At 69.4% G+C, this 14,136-nt stretch carries 18 protein-coding genes; 8 read left to right on the top strand and 10 right to left on the bottom strand.

Features of this window, described 5'->3' with window-relative positions; translation table 11 throughout:
• Positions 1-47: 47 nt before the first annotated feature.
• Both OS889_RS13965 and OS889_RS13960 read right to left on the bottom strand, forming a co-directional pair.
• Positions 48-410 carry a fluoride efflux transporter FluC gene (locus OS889_RS13965; protein WP_372390752.1) on the bottom strand — a complete coding sequence of 121 codons (363 nt, stop codon included), beginning with the start codon at positions 408-410 and terminating at the stop codon, positions 48-50.
• The gene (locus tag OS889_RS13960; RefSeq protein WP_372390750.1) at positions 407-754 is read right to left on the bottom strand and encodes a fluoride efflux transporter FluC; all 348 of its coding nucleotides are present in this window, start codon (positions 752-754) and stop codon (positions 407-409) included. The genes OS889_RS13965 and OS889_RS13960 overlap by 4 nt, the downstream gene beginning before the upstream one ends.
• Before the next feature lie 89 nt (positions 755-843).
• On the opposite strand from OS889_RS13960, the gene OS889_RS13955 reads away from it, so the two are divergent.
• Positions 844-2,067, top strand: coding sequence for a collagen binding domain-containing protein (locus OS889_RS13955; protein ID WP_372390747.1), 1,224 nt, complete (start codon positions 844-846; stop codon positions 2,065-2,067).
• Here the strand turns inward: OS889_RS13955 and OS889_RS13950 are convergent.
• Positions 2,050-3,144 (bottom strand): ATP-binding protein, encoded by a 1,095-nt coding sequence (locus OS889_RS13950; protein WP_372390745.1) that lies wholly within the window; start codon positions 3,142-3,144, stop codon positions 2,050-2,052. The two genes, OS889_RS13955 and OS889_RS13950, sit on opposite strands and share 18 nt — an antisense overlap.
• Before the next feature lie 75 nt (positions 3,145-3,219).
• Here OS889_RS13950 and OS889_RS13945 point away from each other — a divergent pair, with 75 nt between their 5' ends.
• On the top strand, positions 3,220-3,672 hold the full coding sequence (locus tag OS889_RS13945; protein WP_372390743.1) for a DUF7382 domain-containing protein: 453 nt from the start codon (positions 3,220-3,222) through the stop codon (positions 3,670-3,672).
• Positions 3,673-3,702: 30 nt separating this feature from the next.
• Here the strand turns inward: OS889_RS13945 and OS889_RS13940 are convergent, their stop codons facing one another.
• Positions 3,703-4,977, bottom strand: a complete 1,275-nt coding sequence (locus tag OS889_RS13940; RefSeq protein WP_372390740.1) for a TiaS agmantine-binding domain-containing protein — start codon at positions 4,975-4,977, stop codon at positions 3,703-3,705.
• Between the two features lie 155 nt (positions 4,978-5,132).
• On the opposite strand from OS889_RS13940, the gene OS889_RS13935 reads away from it, so the two are divergent.
• The 5 genes from OS889_RS13935 (at position 5,133) to OS889_RS13915 (ending at position 9,744) form a co-directional block, all read left to right on the top strand.
• On the top strand, positions 5,133-6,086 hold the full coding sequence (locus tag OS889_RS13935) for a DUF502 domain-containing protein (protein ID WP_372390738.1): 954 nt from the start codon (positions 5,133-5,135) through the stop codon (positions 6,084-6,086).
• Between the two features lie 59 nt (positions 6,087-6,145).
• Positions 6,146-6,568 (top strand): archease, encoded by a 423-nt coding sequence (locus tag OS889_RS13930; RefSeq protein ID WP_372390736.1) that lies wholly within the window; start codon positions 6,146-6,148, stop codon positions 6,566-6,568.
• A gap of 58 nt (positions 6,569-6,626) precedes the next feature.
• Positions 6,627-7,931 (top strand): helix-turn-helix transcriptional regulator, encoded by a 1,305-nt coding sequence (locus OS889_RS13925; protein WP_372390734.1) that lies wholly within the window; start codon positions 6,627-6,629, stop codon positions 7,929-7,931.
• A 124-nt stretch (positions 7,932-8,055) separates the two neighbouring features.
• The gene (locus tag OS889_RS13920) at positions 8,056-9,234 is read left to right on the top strand and encodes a hypothetical protein (RefSeq protein WP_372390732.1); all 1,179 of its coding nucleotides are present in this window, start codon (positions 8,056-8,058) and stop codon (positions 9,232-9,234) included.
• A gap of 96 nt (positions 9,235-9,330) precedes the next feature.
• On the top strand, positions 9,331-9,744 hold the full coding sequence (locus OS889_RS13915) for a DUF8133 family membrane protein (RefSeq protein WP_372390730.1): 414 nt from the start codon (positions 9,331-9,333) through the stop codon (positions 9,742-9,744).
• Between the two features lie 445 nt (positions 9,745-10,189).
• Here the strand turns inward: OS889_RS13915 and OS889_RS13910 are convergent, their stop codons facing one another.
• Positions 10,190-10,720 (bottom strand): P-loop nucleotide/nucleoside kinase family protein, encoded by a 531-nt coding sequence (locus OS889_RS13910; protein ID WP_372390728.1) that lies wholly within the window; start codon positions 10,718-10,720, stop codon positions 10,190-10,192.
• Positions 10,721-10,861: 141 nt separating this feature from the next.
• Here OS889_RS13910 and OS889_RS13905 point away from each other — a divergent pair, with 141 nt between their 5' ends.
• Positions 10,862-12,124 (top strand): tyrosine-type recombinase/integrase, encoded by a 1,263-nt coding sequence (locus OS889_RS13905; protein ID WP_372390726.1) that lies wholly within the window; start codon positions 10,862-10,864, stop codon positions 12,122-12,124.
• On the opposite strand, the gene OS889_RS13900 is transcribed toward OS889_RS13905, so the two are convergent.
• From OS889_RS13900 to OS889_RS13880, 5 genes are read right to left on the bottom strand one after another with little or no spacing between them, the layout of a single operon-like run.
• Positions 12,094-12,279: a hypothetical protein gene (locus OS889_RS13900; protein WP_372390724.1), complete on the bottom strand. Its 186-nt coding sequence runs from the start codon at positions 12,277-12,279 to the stop codon at positions 12,094-12,096. The genes OS889_RS13905 and OS889_RS13900 overlap by 31 nt on opposite strands.
• Positions 12,276-12,710: a hypothetical protein gene (locus OS889_RS13895; RefSeq protein WP_372390722.1), complete on the bottom strand. Its 435-nt coding sequence runs from the start codon at positions 12,708-12,710 to the stop codon at positions 12,276-12,278. Before OS889_RS13895 ends, OS889_RS13900 begins: the two co-directional genes overlap by 4 nt.
• A complete protein-coding gene (locus tag OS889_RS13890; protein WP_372390719.1) occupies positions 12,710-13,171 on the bottom strand; it encodes a hypothetical protein in 462 nt (153 codons plus the stop codon). The genes OS889_RS13895 and OS889_RS13890 overlap by 1 nt, the downstream gene beginning before the upstream one ends.
• Complete coding sequence (locus OS889_RS13885) at positions 13,164-13,469, bottom strand: nucleoside triphosphate pyrophosphohydrolase family protein (RefSeq protein ID WP_372390717.1); 306 nt, start codon at positions 13,467-13,469, stop codon at positions 13,164-13,166. The genes OS889_RS13890 and OS889_RS13885 overlap by 8 nt, the downstream gene beginning before the upstream one ends.
• Positions 13,466-14,113, bottom strand: coding sequence for a hypothetical protein (locus OS889_RS13880; RefSeq protein ID WP_372390715.1), 648 nt, complete (start codon positions 14,111-14,113; stop codon positions 13,466-13,468). Before OS889_RS13880 ends, OS889_RS13885 begins: the two co-directional genes overlap by 4 nt.
• Between the last annotated feature and the right edge of the window lie 23 nt (positions 14,114-14,136).

Here is a 14,136-nt window from a genome sequence, read left to right as displayed (position 1 = left end):
CGATCGGGTCCGAGATCGATCCCGCCGGCGTCGCCGGTCGGCGGCGGTCACCAGGCGACCATCGCGGTGCCGATACCGACCCCGAGCAGCGCCGCCACGAGCGTCCCGAGAGCGTCGACGACCGCCAGCCGGACTCGACCGTCAGAGGCCACCTCCGCGACGTTGACCGCGAACGACGAGAAGGTCGTGAACGCCCCGCAAAAGCCCGTGCCGGCGATCGTCAGGGCCGCTTCGGGCGGCCCCGAGGCGACGAGGCCGCCGAGGAGGACGCTCCCGAGGACGTTGACCGCGAACGTGCTCGGTCGGCCGCCGTCGAGCGCGACGTCGACCGCGTACCGGGCGAGCGCCCCCGCGGCACCGCCGAGACCGACGAGGATCGGGACCGGAAGCCGGGCGAGCGCGTCGATCACGCGAACCGCCTCCCGATGAGCAAGCCCGCGAGCGCGGCGCCGAAACCCAGCCCGTAAGTGAGTCCGACGTTCGCCACGCCCCACGCGGGCCCGAGCATCGCCGTCTCGACCGCGAAGGTGCTGTAGGTCGTGAACGACGAGAGCAGTCCGGTCGCGAGGAAGAACCGGAACCGCCGCGAACGCACGACGCCGACGGCGGCCGCGAGGACGAAACTCCCGAGGACGTTCGCCGTCAGCGTCCCGAGCGGGTCGGGACCGGGAACCGCGACGCCGACGAGGTAGCGCGAGACGGCGCCACAGAACCCGCCGAGTGCGACCAGGACGGGGACCAAACGGTCGGCCATCGGTCCCGACTCCGCGGGCGGCGCACTCGTCGGTTTCGATCCGTCGATCCCCTGCGAACTATTTTATCGCTTCCGGACAACTGCGAGGTATGAGATCCGGGATTTTGGTGGGGCTGGTCGTGTCGGGGCTGCTCCTCGCCGGACCGGCAGCGACGGTCGGGAGCGCGCAGTCCTCGGATGTGGTCACCCTGACCGTCTCGGTGGAGAACCAGGACGGCGATCCGGTCCGGAACGCCGAACTGACCGCGACCTGGGGGAACGGCTCGACGACCGAATCGACCGCGAGCAACGGCAAGGCCTTCGTCGACGTCCCGAGCGGCGCGGACGTGACGATCTCGACTTCCCATCCCGAGTACATCCGCAATCACCCGATCGTCGTCCAGGACGCCAGCGAGCGGGAGGTGACGGTGCCGGTCCACCACCGCGGCCAGCTCTCGGTCGTGGTCGCTGACGAGGGCGGACGCGTCGCCGACGCGCGGGTCGTCCTCCGGAAGGACGGCCGAGTCACGTCCCGGATGTCGACCAACGGTAGCGGGATGGTCGCCTCGGGCGACATCGAGCAGGGCGAGTACACGGTCTCGGTGGCGAAGCCGGGATACCTCCGGAACAGCACCACCGTTCAGGTCGGAGCGTCGACGCAGAGTCGGGTCCTGATCGAGCGCGGGACCGTGATACTCACCGTCGCGGTTCGGGACCCCCACTTCTCTCCGCCCCGTCCCGTCAGTAACGCCACGGTTCGCATCGCGTCGATCGGGCAGTTCCAGACGCTGGCGGGCGGCGAGACGAGCGTCAGCGTGCCGGTCAACACCGACCTGTCCGTCGCGGTCGCCAAGGAGTCCTACGCCGAGGCGACCACGCGGGTACGCGTCAACGAGTCGGCTCGCCGCGTGAACCTCTCGACGAGCCGGACGCCCACGCTGCGCCTCGAACCGGACAATCAGCGCATCGTCGCGGGCGAGCGGCTGGGCGTCGACATCGTCAACGAATACGGCGAGCCGGTCGAGGGGGCGACGGTGCTGCTCGACGACGATTCCGCCGGCACGTCCGGAGCCGACGGCCGCGTGACCCTCGTCGTCGAAGAGCCCGGGACGCACTCGCTCGTCGCCACCGCGGACGGCCTGCGCTCCGATCCGGTGACGATCCGTGCGATCCCCGAAGACGGCGAGACGCTGACGCCGTCCGCGACGCCCTCGGACACCTCCACGGGAACGGCCTCCGGGTCCGGATCGAGCACTCCGGGCTTCACGCTGTTCACCGCGGTGCTCGCTGTGGCGGGAGCGATCGGCGCGCTGGCGTTACGACGTGGCCGGTGAGGCGTCGACGGCGGACGCCCGCGGGCTGTCGCCGCCGTGTGGCGTGTCGCGCTCGCGGACCGCCACGGTTCGTACGGACTCTGCGGTGTCGTCGACCACCAGCGCCTCGCCGGGAGCGGTCGGCATCGCCTCTGTCACCGCCCGGTCGACGTACGCCGGCTCCGCGGCCGCGAGCGCGCGCACGTCCGGGCCGGCCGTCAGCCGGTGGACGATCCGGAGGTCCGACTGGGAGACCGCCACGTCGGGGAGCGCGCTGGGTCGCTGTGTCGCGGTGACGAGCGAGACGCCCGGCGCCCGACCGCGGGTGAGGATCGCCCGCAGCGGACCGCACGCGACGCCCTCGAAGAAGACGTGCGCCTCGTCGACGAAGAGCCAGGGGAGGCGCTCGATGGGACCGCTCCCGCCGGTAGTCGGGTCGGACGCCCGCGCCCGTCCGGCGTAGAGCGCGGCCGCGACGCCCGCGACAACGGCGTTCGAGGCCGCGTCGTCCAGTCCCGAGCAGTCGAGGACGGTGGCCTCGCTCCCGCCCAGCTCCCTCGCGTCCAGCCCGTCGGGATCGAAGACGCCCCACCCCGCGGCGCGCCGGAGGCGGTTCGTCGCGGCCCGCTCGACCGCGCTCGTCGCGTCCGCGCCCTCGACGACGGCCCGCATCCCCGCCAGGGTCCCGGTCTCGCTTTCGGCCGCGGCGTGCCACACGAGCGCCCCGACCGGGCTGTCGGGCTCGGAACCGACGAGCGCGGGCCACCGCCGCGGCGGAACCGCGTCGGCGCGGACCGTGGGTTCGGCGACGACTCGCGCGGGCACCGCATCGCAGTCGGCGGCGAGCCCGCGGAAGACGCCCATCGGATCGATCACCACGGGCGCGACCCCGTCGGCCCGCGCGGCCGCCTCCGCGAGGACGCCCAGCGTGTAGGACTTGCCGTAGCCGCGCTTGCCGACGACGAGCGTGGCGTGCGGGCGATCCAGATCGACGTCGACCGGGGCGCCCCGGCTCCCGTCCCGCGCGCGGTGGTGACCGAGCCGGCCCGTCGGTCCCGACGGTTCGCCGCTCCCGCGACCGAGTACTTCCGTCTGCATCGGCGGGACTGGCCCCGGGATCGCACTTGAACCCTCGCACGACCGTTTATATACGAAGCCGAGGCCAGGGCGGGTATGTTCCACGACCTCCGGCGCTTCGCCGCCGACGACCGTGCGATCGAAGGCCTGCCGATCAGACTCGTCATCGCGCTCGTGGTCGGCGTCGCCACGATGAGCGTGATGCTGAATATGCTCTCCGGCGTGTCCGGCCTCGCCGTCTCCGAACTCGACGTCCGCCCGTCGCCGGACGTGATCGAGCCGGGCGAACGGGAGCTGGCTCTCACCGTCGTCGACGACGACGGCGACGGCGTCGAGGGCGCGACCGTGATCGTCAGATCCGGGAGCGCGGACCTCGACGGCGTGGTGACGGCGAAGTCGAACGCCGACGGGAGAGCGACCGTGACCGTCGATGCCGACACCCGCGCGAACCAGGCGACCGGCACGCTCGAAATCGCGGTCAAGCCGCCCTCGGGGAGCCAGTTCGTCGACCGCCGCGCCAACACGGATATCCTCGTCGTCGAGGGGTGATTCCCTGACTGTGCGGGACGATCCGCCGACTCACCGCTCGGGGTGGACCGGCGCGTCGAAGCCGCCGCGGACGAGCGGCTTCGCGATGTGCCGGCGCGCACACGGCGGCACCTCGTACCACCCGACTTCGAGATCGCGGTCGATTTCGACCGTCTCGGGCCCCGGCGCCGACGTCCCGCAGTCGCGACACCGGTAGCCCTGGCCGCGTCCGGCGCTCTCCATCGAGCGACCGCACTCGCCGCAGGTCGGCGTCGTCTCCGCCGTCCGGTCCAGCGACCGGACCGCGAACTTCTCGACCTTCAGGGTGCCCTCGCTCACCTCGCCGCAGACCGTGAGCTCGTCGCCCGCCCGGAGCGCGCGGACCCGGTCGCGGAAGCGCTTCGTCGGCTCGAAGGCGACGCAGTCGACGGTCGCGTCGGTGTCCAGGCCGCGGAGGCCGAAGAAGACGTGACCGCCGCGGCGCGTCTCCGGGGCGTCGGCGACGACGCCGTCGACGCGGTACGCGCGGCCGTCGCGGAGGTCGCCGACGGTGCCCTCGCGGAGGTGCCCGTCCGTCCCCTGATTCGTCAGGAACGTCGCGGCGCGCTCGATCGGCTCGCTCTCGATGCGGTCGGCGACCGCGCGGACGGTCTCGGGGTCGTCGCCGCGGATCCCATAGAGGATCGGCCCCGGCGCGTTCGGGACGCAGACGGCCTCGCCTTCGGCTCTGTCGACGGTGTCCCAGGCCGTCGGGTAGTGGTCGGCGGCCGCCTCGAAGACCGACGCCTCGTCGACGTCCCTGGGCGTGCCGCACCGCTCGAACGCGCGGTAGGCGACGTGCTCGTAGGTCCACTCGTCGAGGCCGGCCCAGGCGCCGACGGCCGCGAGCGCGCCGATCCGCCCTCGGCCGCCGGCCCAACCGCGGTGTGCGTACCCGTGGGTCTCGATCAGGGATCGGGCCTCGTCGAGCTCCAGTAGCTCCCGAACGGCGCGGGTCGCGAACGCCGCGACCGGGGCGGGCACCCCGTCGGGATCGACGTCGGCGACGACGACGCCCGGACTCGTCCGCGGGTCGTCGGTCTCCGCCAGCGGTTCGAGCTCGGTCGCGGCGAGGTCGAGCGCGCGGTCGGCGTCGAGGTCCGTGTGGAGCGCGAGCGCGGCGTTGCCGCGGGTCTTGTGCTCGACCGCCGGATTGAGACGGACCAGCAGTCGGCGGTGGACGGTCGCGCCGGCGCGCTCGATGGCCTCGGCGAGCCGCGCCGCGAGGTACGTGGTACACATCCCTCGCTCGCGGGAGTCGGTGTCGTCGAGGCCGATGACGGTCATCGCCGCTCCATAGTCGACGGCGTGTCTAACGCCTTTCGGGACCGTCGCTGGGGCGGCCCCCGGCCGGGACACCTTTCACGGGCTCCGTCGTAGGGGCCGATAGAATGTCAGACGCGCCCCGGGACAGGCCCTCGATACGTCGCGTCCGGAATTCGATGTACGACGTGCTGCGCGAAGCGTTCATCTCGGGGCTCGCGGTCGTGGTTCCCCTCGTCATCACCGTCGCGGTCTTCCTCTTTCTCTTCAACACGGTCTATCAGTACATCAGCCTGTTTTCGGACCTCGTGCTCTCCCTGCCGGTCGTCTCTCTCATCCCCGCCGTCCTGAACGTCAGCCCCGAGACGGTCCTGGAGGCCGCGGTGCCGGTCGTGGTCTTCGGGGCGGTGCTGGCCGTCGGCCTCGTGGTGAACAGCTCCCGGTACGGCGAGCGCGCCGTCGAGTACTTCGACTACGTGATGGCGCAGGTCCCGGGCGTCGGCTCGGTCTACGAGAGCTTCCGGCGGATGAGCGACGTGATGATCGAGTCCGATGCCGAGAACTTCCGCGAGGTCAAGCTCGTGGAGTTCCCCCACGAGGACGCGTACACGCTCGGGTTCGTGACGACCGAGACGCCCGAGGCGCTTCGCGCGGCCGCGGGCCACGGGGAGATGCTCACGCTGTTTCTCCCGATGGCGCCCAACCCCGTAATGGGCGGCCACCTCGTCCACATGCCCGCCGAGCGGGTGATGGACGTCGACCTGACCGTCGAGGAGGGCATCCAGGCGATCGTCACGAGCGGCGTCGCGATGTCGGGCGGCGACGACGCTGGACTCTCCCGTGAGGAGCTCGCGTCGCTGACGGCCGACTCGATCGCGACCGAGGGGGACGACGGAACCGCCGACGCGGACGCCGATGCGGACCGTCGGCGAGAGGCGGGCCCGGAGGATCCCGCCCCCGACGCCGACCCACGAGAGTCGGTACAGGCCCGCTACGACGACCGGGTCGACCCCAAACACGCCGAGACGCCCGCGGACCTCGCGCGCCGCGAGCGCGACCCGGACCGCCACGAGGAGACCGAGGTGCCCCCCGAGCGGGCCGCTGTCCGGCCCCCCGACGAGGAGGACGAGTGACCCGTCGCCGGGAGGCCGCGACCGCAAAGCACACCCTCGGCGGCCGCCCGTAACCGAGTATGCCGTTCGAGCTTCGGGACCACACCGCCGACGTCGCCGTCGAAGCCGTCGCACCCACGCTGTCGGGCGTCTTCGCGGCGATCGCAGACGGCCTCGCCGCGGCGTCCTGCGACGAGATCCCGGCCGCGGGGGGCGAGACCGTCGAGGTCGCGGTCGACGCCCAGCGACCGGAGGCGCTGCTGTTCGACTACCTCGATGAGCTCATCTACGAGCGCGACGTCCGCGCCGTGCTCCCGGTCGACCACGAGGTCCGGATCGAGGAACCGTCCGGAGATCGCGACGAGTGGCGGCTGGCCGGGACGTACCGCGGCGTCCCGCTGGAACGCGTCGACGCCAGAGAGGTGAAGGCGGTGACGTACTCGGAGATGCGGCTCGACGAGACGGACGCGGGCTGGTCGGCGTACGTCGTCTTCGACGTGTGACCGAGCGGCCCCTCGCTCTCGGAAGTGGTTTGTGTGACCGGTTCGATGTCCCACCGAGATGAGAGACCGCGTAGTGCGGCTCGCCGGCGTCGCCCTCGTCCTCGCCGTGGTCGTCGGGGGCGCCGCGACGACGACGAGCGCGTCGGCTCAGCCGACGGACACCATCGCGCAGACGGGGATCAACCCCGACGACGTCTCGATGCGAATCACCCTCCGCGAGAACGGCGACGCGGCCTGGGCGATCGACTACCGCGTCCGCCTGGATACCAACGAGACGACGGACGCGTTCCTCTCCTTGCGCGAGGACATCCGAACGAACGAGTCGCGATACGCGAGTCAGTTCCGCGACCGAATGGCCTCGACGGCCGCCAGCGCGGAGAACGCGACCGGGCGGGAGATGGCCATCCGCAACGTCTCGGTCTCCGCGACCAGACAGCAGCTCCCGCAGGACTATGGGATCGTCACCTACACGTTCGTCTGGACGAACTTCGCGGCGGTCGACGGCGGCGAGCTCCGCGCCGGCGACGCGCTCGGGGGGCTCTTCCTCGATAGCGAGACCTCGCTGCAGTTCGCCTGGCCCGAAGGCTACGGGTTGGAGACCGTCCGCCCGGAGCCCTCCGACCTCCGCGAGGAGTCGCGGATCGTCGTCTGGAGCGGCCCGCTGGACTTCGGGCCGGACGAGCCGACGCTTGCCGTCTCCGAAGCGGCGGCCGGCGGGACACAGACACCGGACGGGGGGACGACGACCACGGCGCCTCCGAGGGATCCCGGAGGGCTCGGACCGATCGTCTGGGGGGCGGTCGGTCTCCTCGTCGTCGCCGTCGCGGCCGGCGGGTGGGTCCTCTACCGACGGCGCGGCCCGTCCGGGTTCCCGGACGGAGTCGGGGCGGGTGCCACCGATTCGACCGGGGATTCGGGCGGAGCCGGTACCAACGCGGGGGCAGACACGTCGTCGCCGACTGCGGCGGCCGATACCGGCCCAGACGCCGACGACGATGCGGGTGCGGCCGCGGATACGACGGCCGCCCCGGACGAGGCATCGAGCGCCGAAAGCGACGTGTCGGCATCGCAGTCGCCCGACGCCGGCGGCGACGATGCGGCAGAAGCGGCGGCCCAAGAGCCCCCGTGGGAGGACGAACTGCTGAGCAACGAGGAGCGCGTCCTCGCGCTCGTCGAACACGAGGGCGGGCGGATGAAACAGCAGGAGGTCGCACAGACGCTCGATTGGACCGACGCGAAGACGAGCCAGGTCGTCCGGAAGATGCGCGACGAGGGCGATTTGGACGCGTTCCGCCTGGGTCGCGAGAACGTCCTCGTGTTGCCGGACGAGGATATCGGTCCGGGACCGGAGGGAGACGAATGACGGCCGTCGAATCACGCGTTTGCGGCGAGAGCGGCCACAATCGGACGATAAACCGAGTTAATCCGCGCAAAATTGGGACGAGTATGATCGAGGTATATGACGATACGATGCCAAGGGGGAATCGATGAGGTCAGTATCCGCGCTCTTCGTCGCCCTCGTGGTCGTGGCGGCCGCACCGATCGGCGTCGCTGCCGCATCGGGGATGCCAGCCGCCGCGACGGGACTGGCCGAGATGCAGGACGACGGAATCACCGCACAGGCGACGGCGACGAACACGACGACCGAACCGAACGAGACGGACACGGCGACCGCCGAGCCGACGTCGAGCGACGACGCGGCGGGCGAAAACGACTCCGCCGACTCGGGGTCGGCTGAGCCGGGAGCCCAGCTGGCCGCTGTCGTCGGCGTCCAACAGACTGAGATCGGTAGCGAGGTCGAGGCTCGGGCCTTCGGCCAGCGGGTCGCCGCGGCCAACAGCAACGACTCGAAGGCCGAGGTCGTTGCTGACTCTCTCAACGACAGCCGAGAGCAGCTGACGGAGCTCCGCGACCGACTCGCGGAGTTGGAAGCGGCCCACGAGAGCGGCAACATCTCCGAGGGCCGGTACCGCGCTCGCACGGCACAGGTGTCGGCTCGGATCAACGCCATCGAACGACGGCTGGACCAGGCGAACGAGACCGCATCGGGGCTTCCCGAGGCCGTCCGCGAGGAACACGGCGTCAACGCCTCGAGCATCGAGCGGCTCCGAACGGAGGCCAGGAACCTCACGGGCCCCGAAGTCGCCGCCATCGCGCGTGAGATCGCGGGCGAGAACCCCGGTCGCGGGATGGGCGGCCCGCCGGCGAACGCCGGCCCGCCCGAAGACGCCGGACCGCCCGAGGACGTCGGCGCCCCCGGACGTAGCGGCGAAGCCCCGGGTCGGAGCAACGCCACGGACGGCAACGAGACGAGCGGGGGTCCCGGGAACGGCCAGGGGCCGCCGGCAGCGGATAACGACTCGGCCCGGGGAAACGGTAACGGGAGCGGAAACGAGAACGGAAACGGAAACGGAGACGGCGCTCCCGGCCGGTCCGGAAACGGCCCCGGTGATTCGGGAAACGGGAATCAGGCGGCTCCCGGTAACGACGAGCGAAACTCGGGAAACGGGAACAGTGGTGAAGGCGAACGCAGGCAGGGAAACAAGGGTAACGGAAATAGCGGAAACGGAGATTCGGGTTCTGACAACGGTAACCGTGGCGGATCGAACGACGCCCCCGGCCGAAGCGGCGGTGGCTCCGGAAACAGCGGCTCGGACGATAGCTGACGGATCTCCTCCGCTCGCACTCTTCGGACGCGTCCGATATTCGGATTTGATATCGAGGGGATAGCGTTATATCCGTCGGCACTCAGTACGCGAACGATGGAGTACGCGTACCCGATCGTCGGGTTCTTCGTCGGGATGGGGCTCGTCGCCACGAGCATCCTGACCGCGTTTATGTACACGCCGACCACGTCGTCGTCGATCGACACCGCGATCACGGCGTTTACCGGCGTGACCCTCCACGTCGGCGACTTCCTCGCCGTCTCGTCGGTGATCGCCATCGGGTTCGACCTCCTGGCGACGCTCTTCGGGACCACGTACCCGCTCGTCGTCCCCTTCGCGGTCGCTTACGGCCTCACACACGTCATCGTCTACTACTCGTCGCTCCACATCACCGACGTGCAGAGCCAGCCGGTCGATCCCGACTTCGACATCCGGGAGAATCCGCTCCAGCTCGTCACGCTCTCGATCCCCGGGGCGTTGATCCTGCTCCCGTCGAACCGAAAGAACTGATCGGTCGGCGAGACCCGACGGTTCGACAGCGGCGGGGTTGCCGGAATCGTCCGTTCTCCGGTACTGTCGCGATTTCGGACTCTCGACGGGTATACGTGGAGAAAATCGCCGATCAGGTCCGAACGAGCGAATAGGTCAAACGGTTCTTTGAGACTAAGTCGCTTTTAGGTGGTTCTCCCACGTAGCCGGAAGTGCCCCGGTTGGGCCGCCCGCGATCCGGTCCCCGCCGACGCGACGCACCCCGATCCATCCCCTCCCCACCCACCCTCACCTGAGCCTCTCCGGATCGGTGGCTTCCGACCGGGCACCCCCGCTGACGCATTCCTCCGCTTCGTTCCGATCTGCGCGCCAGACCAGTGCCTCAGTTGTTCTAAACGTAGTCCCGGCGATCGGTCTAAATTGGCCGGTGATAGGCCCGAATGCGCCGAGATCTGTCGCCGCAGAATCAGTCGGTTGTGTCGGACGAGCGGTCCTGGATGGCCGCCAGCGCCTCGGCGACCTGCCGACGCGTCGACGCCAAGTCTCCGGAGTTGTCGATCGTCGCGTGCGTCCGCTCGATGGGCTCGTACCGGTCGCGGAACTGTCGGTAGATCTCCACGTCGGCGTCGCTCTCGTCGCCCTCCCGCTCGCGGATCCGCCTCTCGACGACGGCGTCGTCGCACTCGACGGCGACGATGTCGAGCGGGACGCCGATCTCGGCGGCGACCGCCGCGGCACGGTCGCGGTCCGCGCGCTTCCGGAACGTCCCGTCGAGGACGGCGACCCCGCCGTCGGCGGCTTCGCGCCGCCCCCGGGCGAACAGTTCGTCGTAGACGGCGGCGCGCTCTTCGGCGGTGTACTGCGGGTCGGGAAAGCGGTCCTTCCGGACGACGTCGGTCCGGATCAGGCGGCCGTCGAGCCGGTCTGTGATCTCACGGGAGACGGTCGTCTTCCCGACGCCCGGGAGGCCGGCGACGACGATCAGTCGGCCGGTCATCGCTGTCGCTCCCCGTGGGATCGGCCGCGGATGCGAGCGTCGGACGACTGGACGGAGGCGGAGAACTGCGGCATCGGCGTTGGGAAGCCAGGGGTGGGATTCGAACCAACGGTTAACAATCCATAGCGCATCGGCTTGCGTATGGCGCGCAGTGATCCACGTGAGGCGGTCGACCGAATCCGCGACCGGCTCCAAAAGGGCGAGCGGGGCGACACTGAAGCCGCCCGCGAGCTGTTGCTTGACATCTCCGACAACATCGCGTTGGTGCCGTCTAAGGCTGGCGACTACCGTCACCGCGACATCCTGCGGCACGGCGCCATCATCGCCGAGAACGTCGGCGGCGACACGCTCGTCGCGGCCCTGGAGGATCGTGATGCGGCCGAGGAGATCGTCCGCTGGATCAACCGCGAGTACGAGAACGTCCACACCAACAAGGACTACCGACGCGATCTCCGAGCGATCGGCCGCTACGCGGACCAGATCACCGACGATCCGCCGGAATCGCTGGCGTGGATCCCGACCGACACGCCCAACGACTTCAACCCGCGTCCCAGCGAGCGCGATCTCATCACCTACGATGAGATGCGACTGATGCTTGAAGAGACCTCGAACGCTCGCGACGAGGCGCTGATCATCCTCCAGTTCGAGGCGGGCCTGCGCTCCGGCGAGCTCCAGGACCTCACTATCGGCGACGTCTTCGACTCCGAGCACTCGATGGCCGTCCACGTCGACGGCAAACAGGGCGAGCGCGTCGTTCATCTCGTCGTCGCTGTGCCGTATCTGAACCGTTGGCTCGCCCCCGATCGGCATCCGGGCTTCGGAGATCCGGAAGCGCCGCTGTGGTCGAAACTCGACCGCCCGGAGACGATCTCCTCGACGATGGTCTACAAGACGTTCCGGCGGGCGGCCAGAGCTGCCGACGTCAACAAGGACGCAACGCCGACGAACTTCCGGAAGTCGAACACGCGCTGGCTCACGCGCCTTGGAATGGATCGCGGGAAGATCGAACAGCGCCAGGGTCGTGTCCCCGGCTCCGAACACACCGCCCGCTACGAAGCCGAGTTCGGCGACGAGTCTCTGGAACACTCCTACGCCGCGCTCCACGGCGAGGACGTCGAGACAGACGACAGCGGCCTGGAAGTCGCACCCGTCATCTGCCCGCGCTGCCAGAAACCGACGCCGCAGGAGTTGGATTTCTGCATCCACTGCCGGCAGACGCTCGATCCCGAGGCGCAGGAGCTCGTCGAAACGGTCGCCCGTGGCTTCGAGGACCAGGCGATCGCTGCTGAAGACCCCACTGAAGCCCAACGCGCCATCGAAGCCAGTCGAAAGGTCCGGAGCGAACCGAACCATATTGATCGCGACGACCTGCATCAGTTGGCCTCCCGATTATCTGACGAGTGATCTCGGACGACACTCCGGCAAAAGTCGCCGATCGGATCGCCTTCATCGCGAGTCTCTGCAAAGTACCGGAACGGTTCGAGATCGTCCTCGTCGAAGCCCTCATCATCAGGACCTGTGCTCTCAACATCCGCCGATCGTCGCTGTGTGTTGCTCATCGTGAACCCTCCGTAAACCGCATTTCGCTAGATGGAATCTCCTCGTCGGGCTGTGCGTCTGCGGCTGGGCCTGTCGTGGCTGCGGTCTCGATCTCCGCCTCGGCCTCGGCCGCGGCGACCACATCCGCGTAGCCGGCGTCGGCGGCCGTGATGACGGTCTGAACGAATCCCAGTTCGACGACCAACACAACGGCCGCGCCGGTGTGCAACCGCGCAACGACCTCGTCATCGCCGTACGAGACTGTCTCGCCCTCGCGCCACGCCTGGCGGATGTTGTAGCCCTCCCAGCCAGGGCGACAGCGCTCGTCCCAGCGGTGGCCGATGTGGGAGCGGCGGTCGGCCGATGGCTCGGTGACGATGACGCCATCCTGTCGGGTCCAGGCGTCGGGCGTGAACGGACTCGCGGCATCGTGGGACTGCCGGGCGGCCATCACAGAACACCTCCGTAGATGCCCCACAGCAGGATCGCCAACCCGAGCGCCGAACCGAGGGCGACCAGCCACGGCGCGGTTTCGGTTTGGGCGCGATCTCGATCGCGGTCGCGCTCGTCCGGTACGTCGTCGAGTGTCGGGACCCACGATACCCGACAGGTCTCACACTCCCGGGCGCTCGGGCCCAGCTCGGACCGCGGCACCGGCTCGACGCTCGCCGTCTCGTCGACACGACCACCGCAGTTGAGCCGCTGACACTCCGGGTCGGTGTGGTAGACGTCTTCGGTATTCTCCGCGACGAAGACCCATTCCGTGTCGGGATCGTGATCCATCCGAGAGCCGCAGTCCGGACACGAGAGCAGTTGCTGGACCTGTAGGATGTTCTCGGGAACGATGAGCCGGCAGTTGCAGTCGTCGGCGACACACTCGACGACAATCTGTTCGACGTCGTGCTCACCCATCACCGTCCACCTCCAGGCGCGCTTCGAGATTCGCGACGGCCTCGTCGAGAGCGGCACCGACTTCGTCATCATCGAACAGCGCCCACTCCATCTGCTCTAACATCAGGCGGGCGTCCGCCAGTTCTTCGAGCAGGTTCTCGCGGCTCTCCTGGCCGTTGAGCGCGCGGTTCAGTGCGGCCGCGGCCTCGCCGAACTCTTCGGCGGCCTTGTTCAGCTGCGCCTCGCGCCCCCAGGCCGCTTCGGCTTCTTCGTAGAGTTCCTGGCGGCGTTCGAGACCGTCGGTGGGGTGGTCGGTCACCGTCCGTCACCTCCCGCGGATCGCTCAATTCCCGTGTTCTCAGGTTGGCTGTTCCGTCCACCGTCGGGCTGGACTAAAGTCGCTTGCTCGGTGAGTTCCGGCACCTCGCCAGCGACGGGAGCGCTCCCACCTTTTCGATCGACGGAGAGCGCGATGTCGTTCCCTGACCAGTTCGGCGTCCGGAAGTAGTACGTAGCGACGCGTTCCCAGCCCTCCCAGCCGTCGAGCCCGTCCGAGTTGTACCCAAACGTAAGGACGTGACCGCCGGGCGCGGTGACGTTGGCGATCGCTCCGCGGGGCTCCCAGGGATGACCGACATGGTTGCCGTCGTAGTGGCGCTCTGCCATCTCTTTCGTGTACGGCGGGTCGTAGACGACGGTGTCGAACCGGCCGTGATCGAAATGTTCGTCGAGCTCGCGGACGTCGTGATGCGTGTCGACATCTCGATCGCGATCGATGTCGTTCCGGAGCACCGGGCCGTCGTGGTCGAGTTTAGTCTTGCCGGCGCAGGCGTTCAGCACCTCGCCAGCCAGCCAGCGCTCGACGAGTTCTCGAATCTGCGGCACCTCGAAAGTCCACGGTGACAGATGGACGGGGTCGCCGTCGCCGGTCTTGCCGCCGATCGGGATGCGTTCGACCGTCACGATGAAACACCTCGCGCTGCCGC

It is taken from the genome of Halobellus sp. MBLA0158 (assembly GCF_041477585.1).
Lineage (GTDB): Archaea > Halobacteriota > Halobacteria > Halobacteriales > Haloferacaceae > Haloquadratum > Haloquadratum rubicundus.
Note: the sequence above shows the minus strand (reverse complement) of the source record. Positions and strands in the feature narration are given on the sequence as shown.

Coding starts and splice junctions, on each gene's coding strand:
- OS889_RS13930 (WP_372390736.1), top strand. CDS start 6,146: ATGCCGTTCGAGCTTCGGGACCACACCGCCGACGTCGCCGTCGAAGCC.
- OS889_RS13910 (WP_372390728.1), bottom strand. CDS start 10,720: ATGACCGGCCGACTGATCGTCGTCGCCGGCCTCCCGGGCGTCGGGAAG.
- OS889_RS13925 (WP_372390734.1), top strand. CDS start 6,627: ATGAGAGACCGCGTAGTGCGGCTCGCCGGCGTCGCCCTCGTCCTCGCC.
- OS889_RS13945 (WP_372390743.1), top strand. CDS start 3,220: ATGTTCCACGACCTCCGGCGCTTCGCCGCCGACGACCGTGCGATCGAA.
- OS889_RS13895 (WP_372390722.1), bottom strand. CDS start 12,710: ATGGCCGCCCGGCAGTCCCACGATGCCGCGAGTCCGTTCACGCCCGAC.
- OS889_RS13950 (WP_372390745.1), bottom strand. CDS start 3,144: ATGCAGACGGAAGTACTCGGTCGCGGGAGCGGCGAACCGTCGGGACCG.
- OS889_RS13940 (WP_372390740.1), bottom strand. CDS start 4,977: ATGACCGTCATCGGCCTCGACGACACCGACTCCCGCGAGCGAGGGATG.
- OS889_RS13905 (WP_372390726.1), top strand. CDS start 10,862: ATGGCGCGCAGTGATCCACGTGAGGCGGTCGACCGAATCCGCGACCGG.
- OS889_RS13960 (WP_372390750.1), bottom strand. CDS start 754: ATGGCCGACCGTTTGGTCCCCGTCCTGGTCGCACTCGGCGGGTTCTGT.
- OS889_RS13920 (WP_372390732.1), top strand. CDS start 8,056: ATGAGGTCAGTATCCGCGCTCTTCGTCGCCCTCGTGGTCGTGGCGGCC.
- OS889_RS13955 (WP_372390747.1), top strand. CDS start 844: ATGAGATCCGGGATTTTGGTGGGGCTGGTCGTGTCGGGGCTGCTCCTC.
- OS889_RS13900 (WP_372390724.1), bottom strand. CDS start 12,279: ATGAGCAACACACAGCGACGATCGGCGGATGTTGAGAGCACAGGTCCT.
- OS889_RS13890 (WP_372390719.1), bottom strand. CDS start 13,171: ATGGGTGAGCACGACGTCGAACAGATTGTCGTCGAGTGTGTCGCCGAC.
- OS889_RS13935 (WP_372390738.1), top strand. CDS start 5,133: ATGTACGACGTGCTGCGCGAAGCGTTCATCTCGGGGCTCGCGGTCGTG.
- OS889_RS13915 (WP_372390730.1), top strand. CDS start 9,331: ATGGAGTACGCGTACCCGATCGTCGGGTTCTTCGTCGGGATGGGGCTC.